Source organism: Caballeronia sp. LZ003 (genome assembly GCF_031451465.1).
Lineage (GTDB): Bacteria > Pseudomonadota > Gammaproteobacteria > Burkholderiales > Burkholderiaceae > Caballeronia.
The window spans coordinates 1-18197 of the sequence record NZ_JARUXJ010000232.1 but is presented as its reverse complement, the minus strand read 5'-3'; the positions used below and the strand labels follow the sequence as shown (position 1 = coordinate 18197).

The 18197-nt window shown below is 59.0% G+C and carries 11 protein-coding genes and 4 pseudogenes; 8 read left to right on the top strand and 7 right to left on the bottom strand.

Translation table 11 applies throughout. The features are described 5' to 3' along the window. Positions 1 to 19: 19 nt before the first annotated feature. The 6 genes and pseudogenes from QCE79_RS35335 to imuA all read right to left on the bottom strand — a co-directional run bounded on the left by QCE79_RS35335 (position 20) and on the right by imuA (position 9352). Positions 20 to 859 (bottom strand): CAP domain-containing protein, encoded by an 840-nt coding sequence (locus QCE79_RS35335; RefSeq protein WP_309852694.1) that lies wholly within the window; start codon positions 857 to 859, stop codon positions 20 to 22. Between the two features lie 150 nt (positions 860 to 1009). Then, positions 1010 to 1776: pseudogene (gene istB, locus QCE79_RS35330) on the bottom strand (IS21-like element helper ATPase IstB). Positions 1777 to 1778: 2 nt separating this feature from the next. Then, entirely contained in the window at positions 1779 to 3356 is a 1578-nt protein-coding gene (gene istA, locus QCE79_RS35325) for an IS21 family transposase (RefSeq protein WP_309852691.1), read from the bottom strand. Between the two features lie 772 nt (positions 3357 to 4128). Next, a pseudogene (locus QCE79_RS35320) lies at positions 4129 to 7269 on the bottom strand (error-prone DNA polymerase). 6 nt (positions 7270 to 7275) lie between these two features. Continuing rightward, positions 7276 to 8730 (bottom strand): DNA polymerase Y family protein, encoded by a 1455-nt coding sequence (locus QCE79_RS35315; RefSeq protein ID WP_309852688.1) that lies wholly within the window; start codon positions 8728 to 8730, stop codon positions 7276 to 7278. Further along, a pseudogene (gene imuA, locus QCE79_RS35310) lies at positions 8654 to 9352 on the bottom strand (translesion DNA synthesis-associated protein ImuA). Before imuA ends, QCE79_RS35315 begins: the two are co-directional and overlap by 77 nt. 288 nt (positions 9353 to 9640) lie before the next feature. Between imuA and arsB the strand changes: the two are divergent. From arsB to gmtX, 7 genes and pseudogenes are all read left to right on the top strand, one after another. After that, positions 9641 to 10702, top strand: a pseudogene (arsB, locus tag QCE79_RS35300) (ACR3 family arsenite efflux transporter). A gap of 9 nt (positions 10703 to 10711) precedes the next feature. Beyond that, positions 10712 to 11539 carry an arsenic resistance N-acetyltransferase ArsN2 gene (gene arsN2 / locus QCE79_RS35295; RefSeq protein ID WP_309852685.1) on the top strand — a complete coding sequence of 276 codons (828 nt, stop codon included), beginning with the start codon at positions 10712 to 10714 and terminating at the stop codon, positions 11537 to 11539. Positions 11540 to 11552: 13 nt separating this feature from the next. Beyond that, complete coding sequence (locus QCE79_RS35290) at positions 11553 to 11930, top strand: hypothetical protein (RefSeq protein WP_309852682.1); 378 nt, start codon at positions 11553 to 11555, stop codon at positions 11928 to 11930. Between the two features lie 170 nt (positions 11931 to 12100). Further along, complete coding sequence (gmtY, locus tag QCE79_RS35285) at positions 12101 to 13483, top strand: gamma-mobile-trio recombinase GmtY (protein WP_309852679.1); 1383 nt, start codon at positions 12101 to 12103, stop codon at positions 13481 to 13483. A 21-nt stretch (positions 13484 to 13504) separates the two neighbouring features. Further along, complete coding sequence (locus QCE79_RS35280) at positions 13505 to 14794, top strand: integrase family protein (protein ID WP_309852676.1); 1290 nt, start codon at positions 13505 to 13507, stop codon at positions 14792 to 14794. Then, a complete protein-coding gene (locus QCE79_RS35275) occupies positions 14755 to 16101 on the top strand; it encodes a hypothetical protein (protein WP_309852672.1) in 1347 nt (448 codons plus the stop codon). The genes QCE79_RS35280 and QCE79_RS35275 overlap by 40 nt, the downstream gene beginning before the upstream one ends. Continuing rightward, positions 16098 to 16757 carry a gamma-mobile-trio protein GmtX gene (gene gmtX, locus QCE79_RS35270; protein ID WP_309852669.1) on the top strand — a complete coding sequence of 220 codons (660 nt, stop codon included), beginning with the start codon at positions 16098 to 16100 and terminating at the stop codon, positions 16755 to 16757. The genes QCE79_RS35275 and gmtX overlap by 4 nt, the downstream gene beginning before the upstream one ends. A gap of 36 nt (positions 16758 to 16793) precedes the next feature. Here gmtX and QCE79_RS35265 read toward each other — a convergent pair whose 3' ends face one another. Further along, positions 16794 to 17429, bottom strand: a complete 636-nt coding sequence (locus QCE79_RS35265) for a cation transporter (RefSeq protein WP_309852667.1) — start codon at positions 17427 to 17429, stop codon at positions 16794 to 16796. 63 nt (positions 17430 to 17492) lie between these two features. On the opposite strand from QCE79_RS35265, the gene QCE79_RS35260 reads away from it, so the two are divergent. Beyond that, positions 17493 to 17903 (top strand): helix-turn-helix domain-containing protein, encoded by a 411-nt coding sequence (locus QCE79_RS35260; RefSeq protein ID WP_309852664.1) that lies wholly within the window; start codon positions 17493 to 17495, stop codon positions 17901 to 17903. Positions 17904 to 18197 lie beyond the last annotated feature (294 nt).

Sequence of the window (18197 nt, the reverse complement as noted above, 5' to 3'; positions counted from 1 at the left end):
GCTCTTCGGCGGAAGGCGCTTACTGAACTACTGGCGGCCGGACACCATAATTCGCCGCCTTCGCCTTCCCATCGCTGCTGGGTGCTGTAGTGAACGACCATGTCAGGTCGATCGGATGCGCAGGCGTGCCTGCCTCAAATGGGTCGGTCAGTACGCCGACTGCGTGCACCGTGTAGGCCGAGCTGGCAGTGAGCGGCGTGAATGGAATGCACATTGCGCCTGACGTTAGGTGCGAGTCATTTTGGGGCGTCTGCAGTTGGCATAGCACAGCGTTGCCGCTGCCGTCGGTTATGGTGATGTTCACCGAACTCAACTTCGAAAACAGCTTCCCCTCGATCGTCACTGGATAGCCGGTGTACGTTTGCGTGTACTGCGGCGCTGACGCGAATGGATCGGGATCCTCATACGCGTACCACTTCGTGGGAACACCTGTTTGACCAGCGTAGGGATAGGCAACAACCTGCGACGAGCGCAGGTCGGTCGTGCGGTTTCCGAAATTGATGTTGAACGCCCCCCACGTATTGCCGGTAACGCCGCCTATGCCCATGCGCGCGTAATCCTCCAGCATTCCCATACGGTGGTAGGGAGCGTCGAATATCAGTTGGACGGCGGTCAACGAGCTAACGAATGCACGCACATCGCCGGCAACCGTCACCTCCGAGGCGATGTTCGGGAAGCCCACGGCCGCGATGCGATCGAACGGAGACGCACCTGTATATCCGGGCAGGCCGACGGTTTCGTAATGACCCATCGACGAGTTCGCGACGAGGTAAGCAGCGTGATTTTGGGACGATGTAGTTAGTCCGTTGTCGACCACGATCGCTGTCGGGTAGCCGACGTTTTGCCGAACTGCATTCATAAACGCGACACCGTCTGCAATCGGGTCGCCAGTGGCTGAAACTCCTTGGGCAGTCAATGATGGTGGTAAGAACGTCACCTTTTGCCCCGATGGGCAGGTCAATTTCCTCCACTTGTGGGCGGCTAAATTCCCCCAGGCAGGACGAGCGGATTATGCGTCGGGTTCCTCATTGACGGCAAGTCTGGTGGCAGCTTCACGCAGGCGATAGCTCTTGCCTTCAAACTCCAGGAGCTTGGAGCGATGCAGTAGCCGGTCGAGAATCGTTGAGGCCATGGTGTTGTCGCGAAGGTAGCGCCCCCAGTCCTGGACGATGCGGTTGGATGTGACGAGAATGCTGCGGCGATGCTTGTATCGTTGGTGAACAAGGGTCTGCAGCAGTTCGGCTGCGGCATCAGGGATGCGTTTAGCGAGGAACAGATCGTCAAGCACGAGGAGTTCGGGCTCAACGAGTGCCTTGAGCAGCCGATCCTGATCGGCCCGTGTTTCCACCGCATAGCCGGCGAACACCGTGTCGGACTCGACATAGCGCACCTTCATTCCCTGCAGGGTAGCGTTATAGGCGATGGCCTTGGCGACATGGCTTTTGCCAGTGCCCGTTTTTCCGATCAGCAATGCGTTGTCGCTGTCGGTGACGAACTTCAGGGTGTGTAACTCGAAGCAAGCCTGACGCGGTACTTTCGATTGAAGGACCAGTCGAAGTCGCTCAGGGTTTTGCGCTCGTCCAGCCCGGACTGCTGGTATCGTCGTTCGAGCAACCGGGATTGCCGGCGATCGAGCTCGTCTTGCAGAATCATGGAGAAGGTTTCGAGGAACGGCTGCTGGCTGGCCTGGGCCTGCAGTACCCGGGTTTCGAGTGTCGCGCTGATACCCGACAGGCGAAGTTCGCGCAGCGCGCGGTCGATTTCGGCAAGGCTCATGCTCAAGAGATATCTCCGTGGTTTGATGGCATGGCGGCGCTGTGCTTAGCGCCGAGAGTGAACAGGTCGGCATAGTCATCGCCGTCCCGGATGAGGTGATGTTCCTGGGTCAAGGGCAGTTCGCCCTGGACGGGCGCGTCCAGTTCAGCCAGCGCCTGCTCCAGCAGACGCTCGGTCAGCGCCTTGACGTGCTTGTAGCTGGGCACGCCTTCTCTCATGGCGATCTCGCAGGCCGATTCGATCAGGCGGCGGGGATAGCGCCGGACCAGGCCGACGATGCCCCAGAGCTTGCGCTGACCGACCCGGCCTTCGGTGTCGAACAGATGCTGGCACAGGCGCTCGGCCGACGGCCCGATGGTCTTGGCCTGCGCGAGGATGCGGCGCGTTTCGCGGGAGGGATTGAACGGCCGCTCGTGCTGCGGTAGCAGCACCGTGCCCGGCCTGTCGGCCAGCATGTGAGTGCGCAGCAACGCCTGTGTCTGGAGGTTGCGGACTTCTAGGTGACGGGCAAATTTACGCACCAGTACCCGGCTGCCGATGGAAGCCGGTTGGGCTGCGTAGCTGCTGTGGTCTACCCGTACGCACGTGTCGTCGCAGACCATGTAGACTTTGTCGGTGAAGTATTCGAAGTTGCGCGTGGGCAAAGCGCGCAGATGGGGGCGCTCCTCCTCGAACATCGCCTGGACCTGGCGACGAGTGCTGCCGTGGATTCTTCTGGCCGCCCAGTTCGATTCCCATTGCTCGAGGAAGGCGTTCTGCTCCTCGATCGATTCAAACCGGCGTCCTTTCAGGGCCGTGCCCTGGGTATGCTGGATTGCGTTCTCGACAGTGCCCTTTCGATTCGGATCTCGTACGCGAGCCGGGTCCGCTACCACGCCGTAGTGAGCGAGCATGGCGGCATACACCGGATTGAGTTCCGGCTCGTACAGGTCCGGTTTGACAACGCCTTCCTTCAGATTGTCGAGGACGACGTATTGCGTAACGCCACCAAAGTGGCGCCAGGCCTGCTCGTGCAGTTCGGCCCAGACCTGCTTGCTGGACTTCCATACGACGCGGCGGAAGCAGCGCCGCGAGTAACGAAGCGTCATCACGAATAGCCGCGGCTTGCGGTAGCGGGTTGTGCCCGGCACCCGGGTCGGGGCTCCTTCGCCATAGTCAACCTGCGCTTCCTCGCCGGGCAGGAAGTCCAGCCGGTCAAACTGGGCGGGCTCATGATGACGCAATGTCCGCACGAACCGCTTGACGCTGTCATATCCGGCGGCGAACCCAAACCGGTCCACCAGATCCTGGTAGATGGCCATGGCGTTGCGCCGCAACCGCAAATGGGCTTCTATGAACTCGCGGTGTCGCTCGCAGGCCGATAGCTGGCTGCCCTTTGTCGGTGGGCAGGGTGGAGGAATTTGCAGCTCGGGGCCGGTGGGCACCGTGGGGGAATTTGCCTGCGCCGCCGCGAATTGCTCCTGATACTTACGGATCGTCTTGCGGTCAACGCCCGTAACCCGGGCAATCTCCCGCTGACGTTTGCCCGCGGCGACGAGCGTGGCGATGGTTGTTTGCAGATGCGGCTTCAAGACATTCACTCCAACAACCCCTCTTATTCATTCGAGGGGTGCAAGGTAACGTCCTGCCAGACCGCGCTAGCAACATGCTTCGCGTGTCTCTAGGTGGGGGATTTTAAGTGCCCACAAGTGGGGGAATTTGCCCGCCCATCGGGGCCTTTTGAGGGGAGGCGGCGATTTGAGGTTGACCCGTCGTGCTCGACGCATCTGAGGAGCCGGAACTCCCGCCACATGCGGTGAGCGTGGCGGCCGCCGCTAGCGCTGTCAACGCCGTCAGGCGAAAGGATGGAATTGCAACCGACATTTTTCTGCAAACCTCGTTGGTGTTAATGGACGCCTGACAAGTGCTCTGATTGTTCTTGTCCTCACGACGCCTCATTCACGCGGGTGGACGGGTGAGCGTTCAGTGTTACCGGAACATCGCCGAGTCAAGGCGTGGTTGTCGCCCGTATGCGCCCGATTCGCAGACGCACGTTAGGCAACCGGGGCATAGCATGGAATGGTGAAGAGAATTCGGATGAACGTGGACGCGAAAGATGCAGCTTTTTGCATCTCTTTTGTCCGGAGCCTAGTGACTCCGCATCTCAAGAGGCTTGGCCTCGTGCGCTCGTTGAATCGAGCGGCTCGAATGTCCGCAACGGCATATGGCTCCTAGATGCCCATAAGCAGACCCAACGGTCGCTCGCACGGCTTTCGGTTGAACAGCAGCTAAGAGTGGCTTGTTGATTTTTGCGTAAGGTTGCGGTCGGCAACGGTTCCTTGTTGCGGGTTTCATTCGCCGCGAAGTTTTGCTTCAGTGAAAGTTCCGGCTCGACGTGGCCAAATGCCCTAATAGTGCCGTCATGTCGATGAGCCTATTCGCGACGAGATGCTTTACTTCCCCTTCCTTTTGCCACACCCCATAAACTCCGAGGAGCGAAGCACCAAGGGCTTCTCTTCTGAATTTCTCGACCAGCGAAGGCCAGACGATCACATTGATCTGGCCAGTCTCGTCCTCTAGCGTGATAAAAAGCACACCTTTCGCGGTTCCCGGGCGCTGGCGTACGGTCACGATTCCGCACGCTTTGGCACGCCGACCATTTGGGTAGGTCGCGAGTTTTGATGCGGCAAAAATTTTTTTCCCGTCGAGCCTTTCGCGCAGCAGCGCAAGCGGATGTCGATTTAACGTTAGCCCGGTTGCGTGGTAGTCGCCTACGATGTCCTGCGCTTCGGTCGGCGCACCTAATACGGGCACTTCTTCCTCTCATGCGGTCGCCCGCAACAGATCTTTGTCCGGAACAGCCGCAACCGCCTGCCAAAGTGCCTCTCGCCGATTTCCAGAGAGTGAAGCGAGCGCGTTCGAGTCAGCCAGCAATTGCAGGTCGCGCCGATCGAGCCGGGCGCGGTTGGCCAGGTTGACCGTCTCAAATGGCTTGACCGATCGAGCAGCCTCGATGCGCGCAGCCGCCTCGTCCCGCATGCCGCGAATTAGCGACATGCCAAGGCGAACCGGCGCCATCGAGCCTTCACCTTTGAGCGCCGAGTCCCAGTTGCTGATCGTGACGTCGATTGGCAGCACGCGCACGTTGTGACGCTTGGCGTCCTGCACCAATTGCGAGGGAGAATAGAAACCCATCGGTTGACTGTTGAGCATTGCGCAAAGAAACGCTGCCCGTTCATGGCACTTGAGCCAGCAACTTGCGTAGACGAGCAGGGCGAAGCTTGCCGCGTGGCTTTCAGGAAACCCGTACTCGCCGAACCCCTGTATCTGCGAGAAAATCGATTCTGCGAAGTCACGATCGTAGCCGCGCTCGAGCATGCCGCTGACGATGCGATCGTAGTACTGCTGCAGGCCGCCTTTGCGACGCCATGCGGCCATCGCACGTCGTAATTGATCGGCCTCGCCCGGCGTGAAGCCGGCGGCGAGCATCGCGACTTGCATGACCTGCTCCTGAAAGATTGGTACACCTAGCGTGCGAGCAAGTGCGGTCTCAATCTCGGGACTGGGAAACGACACGGGTTCGATGCCTTGTCGGCGTCTGAGATAAGGGTGGACCATGCCGCCTTGCACGGGACCCGGTCGCACGATCGCCACCTCAATGACGAGGTCATAGAATTCGCGCGGCTGCAGGCGCGGCAACATGCTCATCTGCGCGCGTGACTCGATTTGAAAGACGCCCACCGTATCCGCGCGGCAGATCATCTCGTAGGTCACAGGATCCTCGGCCGGGATGTCTTGCAACTCGAAGGGCTCTCCCCGTTGTTTCGCGATCAGATCGAGCGTGCGCCGTATGGCGGACAGCATGCCGAGCGCGAGCACGTCCATTTTCAGCAGCCCCAGCGCTTCGAGATCGTCCTTGTCCCATTGAATGACACTGCGATCAACCATCGCGGCGTTTTCGATTGGCACGAGCCGCGAAAGCTTGCCACGCGCGATGACAAAGCCACCGCTATGTTGAGAGAGATGACGCGGGAAATTGAGCAGTTGTGCCGCAAGGTTGGCCCATTGCTTGATGATCGGCGTCGATGCGTCCAGCCCTGATTCGACAAATCGATTCAGGAGGTCCGCGCTGGAGTCGAACCACTGATGCGACTTGGCCACCTTGTCGACGATCACGGGATCCACGCCTAGCGCTTTGCCCGAGTCCCGCAAGGCGCTCTTTGGGCGATACGTCGTAACGGCAGCCGCCAGCGCCGCGCGTGTGCGCGTGTATTTGCGATAAATGTACTGGATGACTTCCTCGCGCCGCTGGTGCTCGAAGTCCACGTCGATGTCAGGCGGCTCACCACGCTCCTTCGAGATGAAGCGTTCGAAAAGCATCGAGCTTCGCGCGGGATCGACCTCGGTCACGCCCAGGCAGTAGCAGACCGCTGAGTTCGCTGCGGACCCGCGTCCTTGACACAAGATTCCTTCGTTGCGAGCGAAGCGTACAAGATCGTAGACCGTCAGGAAATAAGGCTCGTAACGGAGATCCGCGACGAGCGCGAGTTCATGTTCGATCTGCGTCTGGACGCCATGTGGAATGCCTGCAGGGAAGCGCCGATGCGCGCCAATATAGGTTTCCTGCCGGAGGTATGCGGTGGGCGTGGTGCCGGGTGGGACAAGTTCGTCGGGATATTTGTATCGCAGCTCGTCCAACGAGAATGCGCAGCGATTAGCGATTGTCAGCGTCTCGGCAAGCGCACGCTCGGGATACAAATTGGATAGACGCAGGCGTGGGCGTAAGTGCTGCTCCGCGTTCTGAGCCAACTCGAACCCGCACTCGGCGATGGAGCGATTCAGACGCACAGCGGTCAGCGTATCGTGCAAGGGCTTTCGCGAGCGCACGTGCATGGTGACGGCACCGGTCGCCACAACCGGCACGTCATGAAGGTTGGCGACGTGTTCGACGACGCCGCGGTGGATATCATCCATCGCCCGCGCATGAAGGGTCAACGCGGCCCAGCATCGTCCCTCGAACGTCTGTGCAAGCCAATCCATTTGGGCACTGAGCCGTTGTTCTCTGGCCGGATATTCCGGTGACAAGATAATGAGGCAGTCAGGCAGCCCTTTAAGATGCGCATACGGCGCTTCTGGACGCGCAAGATCTTGAGGCGAAAGAAGGTACGTGCCCTTGACGGTGCGGGTGCGAGCGAGCGTAATGAGTTCGGAGAGATTGCCGTAGCCGTTACGATTCGTGGCGAGTGCCGTGAAGGCAAGGGCGGCAGTTCCGTCAGCGTTGGTCAGTTGGAAATGCGCGCCGACGATAAGCCGTACATCCGCTTCCTTGGCGGCGACGTGTGCGCGCACGATGCCGGCGAGCGAGCATTCGTCAGTGATGGCGATCGCGAGATAGCCAAGCTGGCCAGCGCGCTGAATGAGCTCCTCCGAGTGCGAAGCGCCACGAAGAAACGTGAAGTTGGAGAAGCACTGCAACTCGGCGTAGCCGGGCAGCGTTGACGGAAACGGCTCCATGATGCTTCACCCGAAAAGCCCATGCAGGAACCATCGTGGATCCTCGTCGCTACGACTGCTGACGCGCTCACGGTAGATCCAGTAACACGTGTGGTCGTCGGCCTCGGCAACATAGTAATCGCGTGTGACCAGTGCGCCGTTCCACCATCCTGCCTCGACACGTTCACCGGGCGATACGGTCCGCAACGGGCTGCCGTAGAAAGGCCGATGCTGGCGCGTCATCAGTTGCACCGGTGTTTCGAGCAGCCAGGATGGGCGCGGTTGATCCCCGGGAAGCGGACAGCCTTTCGCATCGCTCGTAACCGGCACCCAGTTGGAGATCACTTCAGGACGATGATCCGCGATGGGAGCTGCGCGTAATACGTTCTCCGCACCCAGACGCGCAACGAGCAATTCCATCAAGCGGTTATGGTCGGCCGCTGTGCCTCCTGGCTCTGGAAACAAGGAGTCCGATGGCCGCGCGGCGGCCTCTACATTATTGACTTCCAGCCGCACCGCGATCACGGCGGCCGCCAACTCGATGCGACCCAATCTTTCCTTGAGAAGACGCGTCAGATGCTCCTCATGCCAGGTCGGTTCGGCGAGCGCAATTTCAATTGTCGTGGGGGGCAACGCGGAGCGGCCGCGCTCATGTTCAAGACTGATCGAAAACCGCGTGAGTGCGTATTGCTTGCTTGCCAGCCAACCTGTCAACTGAACGATCAGCCGGCGGGCCACGAAAAGGACGGCTTCGGCATGCTCGACGCGGTCCGGAAGCTCGATTCGAGCGTTGAACGTAGGCGGTGATTCAGCCCATTCGTACAGTTCGGGTGCCTCTCCAACCGCCCGATCAAGGGTATCGAGCAACGCTACGCCGCAGCGCTTCTTCAGCCCCGCGCGCGGTAAGCGCCGGAGATCCGCGACACTGGCGCAGCCAAGCCCCTGAAACCAGTCGGCAAATCGACGGGCTTCTGGCAGCAGCATCGCGGGAAGTGAAGGGAGCTGCCGCAGGAACGACCGGATGGATAATCGTCGTCCTCCACGATAACGCGCCAGCAGCCACGCACCTTGGCCAGTCGGCGCAACGCTCACCTGCACCGTGAAGCCGAACGCGTGCAGAGAGCCTCGCAGCGCTCGCCGTAGTGCGCGCGCACCATGAAAGAGTCGCAGACTGGCGGACATGTCCATCAGAATGGTTTGCTCGGGGGCAATCGTGACCAACGGGCTGAACTGCATCATGGCGGTGGCCACGTCGACCGCAGCCTGCTGCTCTCGGACTTCGTCTTTATCGTAGATGAGGACGTCGGGCGCGAGCGTCAGTACGCCGCCTTTGCGCATGCCCGCGTCGTGCGCGGCTATGTCGCAATCGACAACGCGATCATGATCGAGCACGACCAGGCCTCCGTCAGAGATCGGTGACCAGTTCGGCTGGAATACATCGCGGCTGAGGTGCGGCAGGTACATGCCAATCCAGACTTGCATGGCGGTTCAACAGGATGGGCGAGTGGGAAAGTTCAACAATGAGTTGCTCATCGCGCGCGGGTCCACGGCGCTTGATGAATTGAAGCGCGACCGCATCGCGGTGAGGACGCACTGCAATGCGCAAAGGAGCAGCCGAGGTATCGCTCGCACTGGCGAGCGGGCGAATCATGAAAAATATGGTCTCGCTTGTCTGCGCGGCAAGATGCAACCGCCGTAGGGCCTCGGGTCGGACATGGGTCTGCCAAAACAGCAACGCACCGTAGGTACCGGATCGAAGAATTTGCTCGGCAGCTCACAGTGCGTCGGCCGTCTTCGAGGCGCGCACTACGTGAAGCGATGTCTCGGGCAGGCCCCAGTACGCGGCTGCTTCTGGTTGGAAACGATGGGGCGCCTGGAGAAACGCTATTCGTCGCGATGCGATGGCGCGTAGTGCGGGAAGCAGCAAACGCAGCTCGCCGACACCCGGCTGCTGCACCAGCAAGTCAGTAAGCGCACCTTTCGGCCATCCGCCACCGAGCAGCTCGGATGCGAGAATATCGAATCCGCACGGTACGACGTTCGTGCGTGCGGACGCGAGCTGTGAGCTTAGCCACAGCGTTATTCCCCCCGAGTCCGAATACATACTTGCGAGTCGGATGATGAACTCGCTGAGATGCGAACTCGTTTTGCGAATGCCGAACTGCCCGTCACGGATCAAACGGCGACGACCTGCTGCTACGCAAAGTCAGATAAGACCTGGACTGTGGACCCTCAGGGTATCGCGTGGGAGACGTTCCGAACGCTTGAGCATGCGCCCGTCTACGGAGAGCCGCGTGACCGTTCGCGTGAGATCCGTGTTTCCCCAATCGCTTTCTGTGCGCCCGCAGATCGTAAGCAGAGCAGCACGTAAAACGCACCGCCAAGGATTGCAATGAGTAGCACTGGTTCTGTTTCCCGAGCAAGTGGCCCCGCCATCGGCTTCTTCGAGCGATACCTGACGGTGTGGGTCGCGCTGTGCATCGTCGCAGGTATCGCGTTGGGCCAATGGCTGCCGTCCTTGTTTCAGGCCGTCGGCCGCATGGAAGTGGCGCAGGTCAACTTGCCGGTCGGCGTGCTCATCTGGGTGATGATCATTCCCATGCTCATCAAGATCGACTTCAGCGCCATGTCGCAGGTCAGGGGCCACTGGCGCGGGATCGGCGTCACGCTGTTCGTGAACTAGCTCGTCAAGCCGTTTTCAATGGCGCTGCTCGGCTGGATCTTCGTGCGCCACATCTTTGCGGCATGGCTACCGGCCGCGCAACTGGACAGCTACATTGCCGGGCTCATTTTGCTCGCAGCGGCTCCCTGCACAGCGATGGTCTTTGTTTGGTCGCAGGTTTGCAAGGGCGACCCGTATTTCACGCTGTCTCAAGTGGCCATGAACGACGCGATCATGATCGTCGCGTTCGCGCCGATCGTGGCGCTGCTGCTTGGACTGTCGGCCATCACCGTTCCGTGGGATGCGCTCATCGCGTCCGTTGGGCTCTACATCATCATTCCGGTCGTTGTCGCGCAGGTGCTTCGTCGCGTAATGCTCGCGAAGGGCGAATTGCACTTCAATCGCACGGTGTCGCGTCTCGGTCCTTATTCAATTTGCGCACTGCTCGCCACGCTGGTGTTGCTCTTCGCGTTCCAGGGACAGGCTATCGTGAGTGAGCCCTTGGTCATTGCAATGCTCGCTGTTCCGATCCTCATTCAGGTATTTCTGAACTCCGGACTTGCTTATCTGCTGAACCGCAAACTCGGTGTCGCGCACTGCGTAGCAGGCCCGTCGAGTCTGATTGGCGCCAGCAATTTCTTCGAACTGGCGGTCGCGACCGCGATCAGCTTGTTCGGGTTTCAGTCGGGTGCAGCGCTCGCAACGGTCGTTGGCGTGCTGATAGAGGTGCCGGTCATGCTGCTTGTGGTTGGCGTCGAGAACCGCTCGCAACAATGGTACGAGGCCGCCTGAGAGAAGACCTTGAGCACAATCATCTATCACAACCCTGAATGCGGTACGTCGCGCAACGTGCTCGCGCTGCTGCGCGAAGCTGGTTTGAATCCGCAGGTCATCGAGTATTTGAAGACGCCGCCCGACCGGGCGACGCTTGAACGACTCATCGCCCATAGCGGCATGGGCCTTCGCGACGCGTTGCGAATCAAGGGAACGCCGTACCACGACTTGAAGCTTGACGACTCGTCCCTCACAGCCGCGCAGTTGATTGACGCGATGCTTGCTCATCCGATCCTGATCAACAGACCGTTCGTCGTCACGCCTCGCGGTACACGGTTGTGCCGGCCCTCAGATGTGGTGCTCGACCTCATTGAGCGATCGCCCGGCAAGAATATCCTCAAGGAGGAAGGCGTCCCGTTTATCCTCGCACTAGAGATCGCGGGAGACGATGCAAATCTTGTCGACGCTCTGGTGCGCGCCCACCTGCCGGTCGACGACCTGAGTGAACCGAACCGTCGTTTCTTCGCATTCGACACGCTTGATGGCTCGCGCGGCGGCTATGGCGGCTTCGAGCAATATGGGCGCGATGTGCTCGTCCGCTCGGTGACGGTCGAGCCTCCCTATCGTGGCAAAGGCATCGGCCGCAATCTGATTTCTTTGCTGCTGCGCAAGGCATTCGACTCAAGCGCGTGTGCCGCATGGTTGCTCACAACGGACGCCGAAGCGTTCTTCACGAAGACCGGCTTTAAGCACGTCAACCGAGAGCTTGTACCTGCCTCGATTCTCGCAACGCGCCAGGCAACTGAGCTGTGCCCATCGACTGCCGCTTTGCTTTCGCGCTCCATTACCCTGTAGCCTATTCCCAACGATGTCCACTGAACTCCCGAACGTCAGTCTTCCGCATCTTGATACGCCCGATCTTCGCAAGCTGGAACCCCGAGCGATATCACAGCATCCGCCTCGCGTCTTGTTGCTGTACGGCTCACTGCGCCCGACTTCTTATAGCCGTTTGTTCGCCGAAGACGGTCGCATGAAGCCATCGGGCTACTACGATCGAGTCGTCGACGTGATGGAAGAGCTTTACAAATTCACGCTGCTCGTGCGCGACCGCTCGGAGTACCTTAACGACCGTTATAGCGAACGTAAGGAGAAGACTCCAGCATCTATTGCGGCGCTCGCAAGCGCTGCGATGAGTCATGAACACCGCACACAGAATGCCGACACTGACGGCAGTGAAGTCGAATGAAGTCTCAGACCGCTCGCGACGGCCGGGGCGTATAAGCGCGCTGCTTCTCTTGTCGCCGTGACGCTTTCGTCAGAATAGCAGCCATATGCAACAGTCGACGCCTGACGATGACGTCGCCACGGTCAACGAACTGACTTGAATCGTGCGTAGCGTATAGCTATTTCCGCGCGATGTTCGTCAACATCAAAGCGAAGGTTTTGACAGACGAGACCAACGTCTACACCGAGATCCCCGCCTTGCTCACTGCAAGCGGCGTCCTCGAGCCGCTGGTCGACTACTTTCTTCACCGCAGCCATGATCGAAGTCTCGAATGGATGCGCAAGGTCACACGTTCGATCAGACTTTTTCTGGAGTACATCCAGGTCAATCCGTCTGAACGCGACGCTCACCGCTTGTTTCAGAATTTCGCGCAGCGTCTTTATACAGGTACGTTTGATCGGGAGACGGGGTTGGACGCGACCGGACTCTGCTGGCTACCTCGCTCGCCGAACGACGCGGCGCGCATCATCATCCACCTCCTGAGCGACTTCTTCAGTTGGCTTGGGGAGATTCGTCCTGAAGCATTGATGGTCAATCCGCGGTACGCAAGTAGCGCCTTCGATCAACAGACTGATGAGGAAGCTTACCAGTATCGTAGAAGCAAAGCGTTCCTCGGACATATCTGGGCGTCGAACCCGACCCCACGATACTCAGGGTATCGGCTTCGATATCGAAGCCTGCCGAAGATCGCTCAAAGCGAGCCACCTGCCTTTCCCGAACACCACTTCGAAGCGCTGCTATTTAAAGGCTTTCGCCACGGTGGCCAATACGACTATCGCGGCATCTTGATCACGTTGCTGCTGCACGGAGCGGGCTTTCGAGAGTCGGAGCCGTTTCATGTTTACGTACAGGACGTATTTTCTGATTCACAGAATCCTCGCCAAGCCAAGGTGCTCATTCACCATCCTCGATACGGCGCCGCACCTGCGGACTGGTGCGACGAGCTGGGACGCACGCGCAAGTCGAATCGGGCGGATTACCTCGGTCAACGCTTCGGTCTCGTGCCGCGCACGGATTTGCTCGATCGACGTCACGCCGGCTGGAAGGGCGGCATGCACGACGCCCCTTTCTACAAACAGGCGTACTGGTTCGTGCCGCATTACGGCGAGTGGTTTCTCGAGCTATGGCACTGCTATCTGAAGCAGGTCGCGCGATTTGACCGCGACCATCCATTCGCCTTCATCAACCTCAAGCGCGAGCCGTACGGCGCAATGTACACGCTCACTCAATACAACAAGGCTCACGCGGCCGCGTGCAAGCGCATCGGGCTCGAAGTTGGAAAGACGCTCGGCACAACACCCCACGGGCACCGGCATGCTTATGGGCAGCGTCTGAAGCGCGCAGGCGTTGAGAAGTCACTGATCCGCCGTTTCATGCATCACTCGTGCATCGAGAGCCAAGAGATCTACACACGAGCGGGCTTGCGTGAGATCCGAGACGCACTCGACGCAGCGGTAAAGCGACTTCAAGGCGATCAAGCTGTGCCGCTATCGAAGTTTGGCCCGTTTACTTGAACAGGCATTCGAGCGAGTCCTATGGAAGCGACCTCTCCACTCATACGCAAGCGCCGCCGGAAGGCAGCACGGCTCGAGTGCAGTTTGCGCCGTGACTCGGACGCAACCCTGACCTGGGTGACAGAACTCTACCCACAACTTGCGGAATGGCAAATGTTGGCGGTAGAGTGGCTGCGGGGCGAGCCGAGCGGTCTCCCCCAACGGCTGCAGGCGCTGTCCTACTTCTTCGAGCGTTATCTCGTCGGCCAGAGCTTGCCGTTGGATCCAACCGTTTTTCTTCTACGGACTACGTGTCTTCCGGACTTTCGCTCTGCGGTTCCGAACTCTCCGTGGGGTATCAGCGCAAACAACGTTGTCCGCGGCTTCCTGCAATTTGTGTTGATGCGGAATTTCAGTGAGATAGGTGAAGGCAACATGCCCGTCGTTACTGCGGGCTACCACAACCCGATCTTGCACTTGTCGAAGAAGGGAATGCCAAAGCGCGATGAGAGCGTCCATTCCCCGCTTCCGTATGGCTATATCGATCAACTACGACAGATGCTGGCAGCCGGGCCTCATTTTTGTGATTGGCAGTGGGCTCAGAGCGCGCTCGGATCGAAGATCGGGCATTTCGGCGCGGGCGCGCCGGACTGGTTCGATATTTCTGAGGACCGGATCGACCACGAAGACCCGGATTGCGTTTGGCGAGTACGCAAATACAGTCGCGGCTATCGTAATGGCCAGGCGCTGCAAATGTGGAGCCCCGTCCGATGGGTCGCATTGCTCGTGAAGCTCATCCTGCCGCTGCGGACCAGCCAGGTTCGCGTGCTTGACTCGGGCGAAGCTGATACTTGGCGCTACACGGCAGGTCATTGGGGCCTCAACAGAGGCGAGATTTCTGAAGGTAGCGAATCTCGGCCTTTGCAACAGGGCGTGTTCCGGCGCACCGTTGATCGCACGGGCGACGAGTCGACGGTCCTTTACATCAACACAAACAAGACGGCTGATATCTCGAAGACTAGAGCAGGTAAAGGGTATCTGCTGCCGTGGGTTCACGGCGGAGCCGTTCATCAGAACGTGTTTTACTGGCTCGAGAAGCTCCGTAACTGGCAAGAGAAGTACAACCCTATCTTGCGTCGCACCTCGTGGGCAGAACTGGATCGACGACACATCATGGTCAAGACGGAGATTCAGTTAGCCGACTGCCCCGATGCGTGTTTTCTGTTCCGGTTGCCAGAGTATCCTACCGCGCGGATGCGCAACTTCCCGCTTCAGGATCAAGCACTCAACACATGCTGGTTTCATCTGCAAAAGCCTTTGAATCGCGTCTAGCCGCGCGTGCTGAGACACACCACAATGGCATGGCCATTCGCCTGCTCCCACCCGAATCAACGAAGAGAACGCTATTTCCGCTGCATAGCTTGCGAGTCTCGTTGATTACAGCGCTCGCGCTCGAAGGCCAAGTGCCGTTTCCAGTGTTGCAGAAGCTTGCCGGCCATAGTCGTCTGGTCATGACGTTGTACTACACCAAGCCCGGCCCGACCCATATTCACAATGTGCTTCTCGATGCGGCGGCACGCCTGGAGGCGAACAAAGACGCGAGTATCCAGAACTTTCTGCTCGACACTACGCATGATGCGCTCCTGGAATCAGCAATCTGTAACAGTGTGGCCAGCGTTGCGAGCGCGATTCCGGAACATCCGGCGGCACGAAATCCGCTTGGCTGGATGCCAATGCATCACGGCGTCTGTATTGTTGGCGGCAACACGAGCGACACGACGGAGAATCGAGCCGTAGGTGGATGCCACAACGGAGGACCGGAGATCTTTCCAGGTACGAATTTCGGCAACGCGAAGCACGCCCCCGTCCCGGGAGGAAATCGTAACTGCGTGCGGTGCCGCTGGTTCGTGACGGAGCCGCACTATTTGCCGGCGCTCGCGGCGCACTTCAACACTATCGCTTACCACTTCGACGAAGCACGCAACGCATGCCTCGTAAGCGAGACGGTGCTACTCGATCTGAAGAAGGAAAAGGCTGAAGCCGAAGACTCTGATCAGGTATTTCTCTCTCTCGACGCGTATCGACAAGCGGAACGGGTATGGGAAGGCTCACTGAAGCGATTTAACGACTTCGCTGAGGATCTGGCGGCTTGTTGGCGGCTCATTGAGCGCTGCAAAGCTGCGCTCGAAACGGACGGCGGTACCGCGACACAGTTGTTGGCCGTCGGCACCGCGAGTGATGTACACATCGCGTTCGAAGAAACCGAATCGGAACTGTTGCAACTCGCTGGTGTTTGCGAGAACGTTGAGCTCTATCCGGATCTTGATGCCGGAAAGGCTGTATTTCGGCGCAGTCAGTTGCTCGATGCGGTGCTGTACCGCGACAACGTGGCGCCCATGTTCATGCTACTTAGTGAAGGAGAACAACTCTGCGCGGGGAACGCGTTTATGCGTCGCCTCGCGCAGCAGATGAATCCCAGCAACCCGGTTCTCGGATCGCGGCAGGTCATTAACGTGATGGACGCGGGTGAGAGCTTGAGCAAGCGGTTCGGCATTGATCTCGCCGCGCTGCTGCCCAAATGGGATGCCAGTGGAACACCGGTGCGCAGACCTCGATCCATCAAAGAGGCAGGCGGATGAGTGACACGACGCTAGAACATCCGAGCGTTGTGCTCGACGCGCTGCTTGCCAAGGGCGGCCGCGCGCATCGGCGAACCAGACTCAAAGCGACGCATGAGATTTGCCGTCGGCATCAAGCGTCGGGCTCACGCGATTTTTCGTTTCCTACGATCGGTCGCTTGCTTGAGGCTGAAGGTATTTTGAAGGGGCGTGCCCTCTACAAGACGCAGTCGGTGGACTACCGAGAGCTGATATCCGCTTGGGCCGCGTATGTCGGGCCGGCCATATTGCAGTCGTCGAAGCTCCTGGCAAGCCACGAATATCTGACGCGGATTCATGATCCTGCCATCCGCTCGGTCATGCAGGCCGTCATCGCGGAGAGAGACAAGCTGAAGGCCGAGGTCAACCTGTTGAAGGCCAACATGCAGGTTGTTGTGGATCGACGCCCAGTCGGTGCCGGCAATCCTGGTCCAGTCATCGTGCTTCCGACGCGAGGTGGCCTCAACACACAGCTCACGCCGTCCGAACGCGAGGCGCTGGAGAAAGTCGTCTCGGCCGACTACTTGAAACGCCAAGGATTGCGCGAGGGCACCCACGGAGAGATCTTGAACGAACATGGTCGAACCGTCTTTGACGTCGGCTTCGCACGCGCGATACGCAAAATCCTGGGGACCTGACGCGACAAGAAACGAAAGGATGTCTTTTAGTACGCCTTAAGCGGGGTGTCTGTTTGTGCCATCGCGCAATTCGGCCCTCGACTGACGCAGGATGTGCACTGCCGAGGTCAGCGCCAAAGTTGACATGATTGCAGCAACGATCAGATCGGGCCACGCAGATCCGGTTCCAAATACGCCGAAGGCCGCAAGCAGGACTGCGACGTTTCCGAGCACGTCGTTACGGGTACACAGCCAGATGCTGCGCATGTTGCTGTCTCCTTCCCGGTACCGAAAGAGAAGCGCCGCTACCGCAGCGTTCGCCAAGAGTGCGCAAACTCCGACGACGCTCATCGTAGTCACACTCGGCAAACCACCAGTGTGGAAATGCCAGCACGCTATGCCCAGCACCCAAATGCCGAACGCGAACATGGAAGCCGCCTTCAGCCGCGAAGCCTGTGCGCGAACGGCCATGCTCATGCCTAGCACGATCAGACTGATTCCGTAGTTGGCTGCGTCGCCGAGAAAGTCGAGCGAATCCGCCAACAGTGAAACAGATTTCCCGCGAAAGCCTGACAACACCTCGACCGCGAACATTAGGAAATTAACGGCCAACGCGATCCAGAGCAGCTTGCGATAGCCTTCGCTTGGCCGAATCCGGTCATCCTCGCAGTGGTCACAACAGTGTCCGGGCATAGCGCTCTCCAGTAGATGCTGAAGGAGGTATCCTGAACCCTGTAGCTACTACAGGGTCAAGCTATGTCCGACACCTACTCCATAGGTACGCTGAGCCAGCTCTCCGGTGTCAATATTGAAACCATCCGCTACTACGAAAAAGTCGGACTGTTGCCTGCCGCAAATCGTACGAGCAACGGATATCGACAGTACGACGATGCCTCTGTTGAGCAACTTGCGTTCGTCCGGCGCGGGCGCGAACTCGGCTTCACGATCGATGAGATGTGCGAACTCCTCGCGCTCGCGAATCACCCCAATCAACCTTGCGCGGATGCGGACCGTATGACTCGCAGTCACCTTGAGGCTATAGAAGCCAAAATCCGGGATCTACAGCGAATGCGGCGCGCGCTTCGACAGGTCGCTGACTGCCACGGTCAGAAGGCGGAGCATTGCCGACTTCTCAAAACTCTTGGCGCAGCGGACACGAACTCGTGATCGGCGAGAGCCCTTGAACGACTGCTTACGATGTATTTCGATGTACGCATACATCGAAATGGAGTTATCCACAGACCAACCCGCAAAACGTTTTACGGCCTCGGACCAAACTATGTACTGCGCGGGTATAGGTTCAGATCGCGGGATGGATCGCTTCAACGTACTTGGTCAGAGCGGCCATGGCAAAAGAGGTTCGTTAAGGAGACTCTGCAGAACTCCTTCTTGTGGTTACAATAAGGAATACTATTAGTAAACAAGCGACTTGGAGGCATCACGATGACGCAGCTTCATCTC

What these genes read in the sequence shown, in the direction of transcription:
- QCE79_RS35335 (WP_309852694.1), bottom strand. Translation starts at nt 859, where the DNA reads ATGAATGCAGTTCGGCAAAACGTCGGCTACCCGACAGCGATCGTGGTC.
- QCE79_RS35315 (WP_309852688.1), bottom strand. Translation starts at nt 8,730, where the DNA reads ATGCAAGTCTGGATTGGCATGTACCTGCCGCACCTCAGCCGCGATGTA.
- QCE79_RS35290 (WP_309852682.1), top strand. Translation starts at nt 11,553, where the DNA reads ATGTCCACTGAACTCCCGAACGTCAGTCTTCCGCATCTTGATACGCCC.
- gmtY (WP_309852679.1), top strand. Translation starts at nt 12,101, where the DNA reads ATGTTCGTCAACATCAAAGCGAAGGTTTTGACAGACGAGACCAACGTC.
- QCE79_RS35280 (WP_309852676.1), top strand. Translation starts at nt 13,505, where the DNA reads ATGGAAGCGACCTCTCCACTCATACGCAAGCGCCGCCGGAAGGCAGCA.
- QCE79_RS35275 (WP_309852672.1), top strand. Translation starts at nt 14,755, where the DNA reads ATGCTGGTTTCATCTGCAAAAGCCTTTGAATCGCGTCTAGCCGCGCGT.
- gmtX (WP_309852669.1), top strand. Translation starts at nt 16,098, where the DNA reads ATGAGTGACACGACGCTAGAACATCCGAGCGTTGTGCTCGACGCGCTG.
- QCE79_RS35265 (WP_309852667.1), bottom strand. Translation starts at nt 17,429, where the DNA reads ATGCCCGGACACTGTTGTGACCACTGCGAGGATGACCGGATTCGGCCA.
- QCE79_RS35260 (WP_309852664.1), top strand. Translation starts at nt 17,493, where the DNA reads ATGTCCGACACCTACTCCATAGGTACGCTGAGCCAGCTCTCCGGTGTC.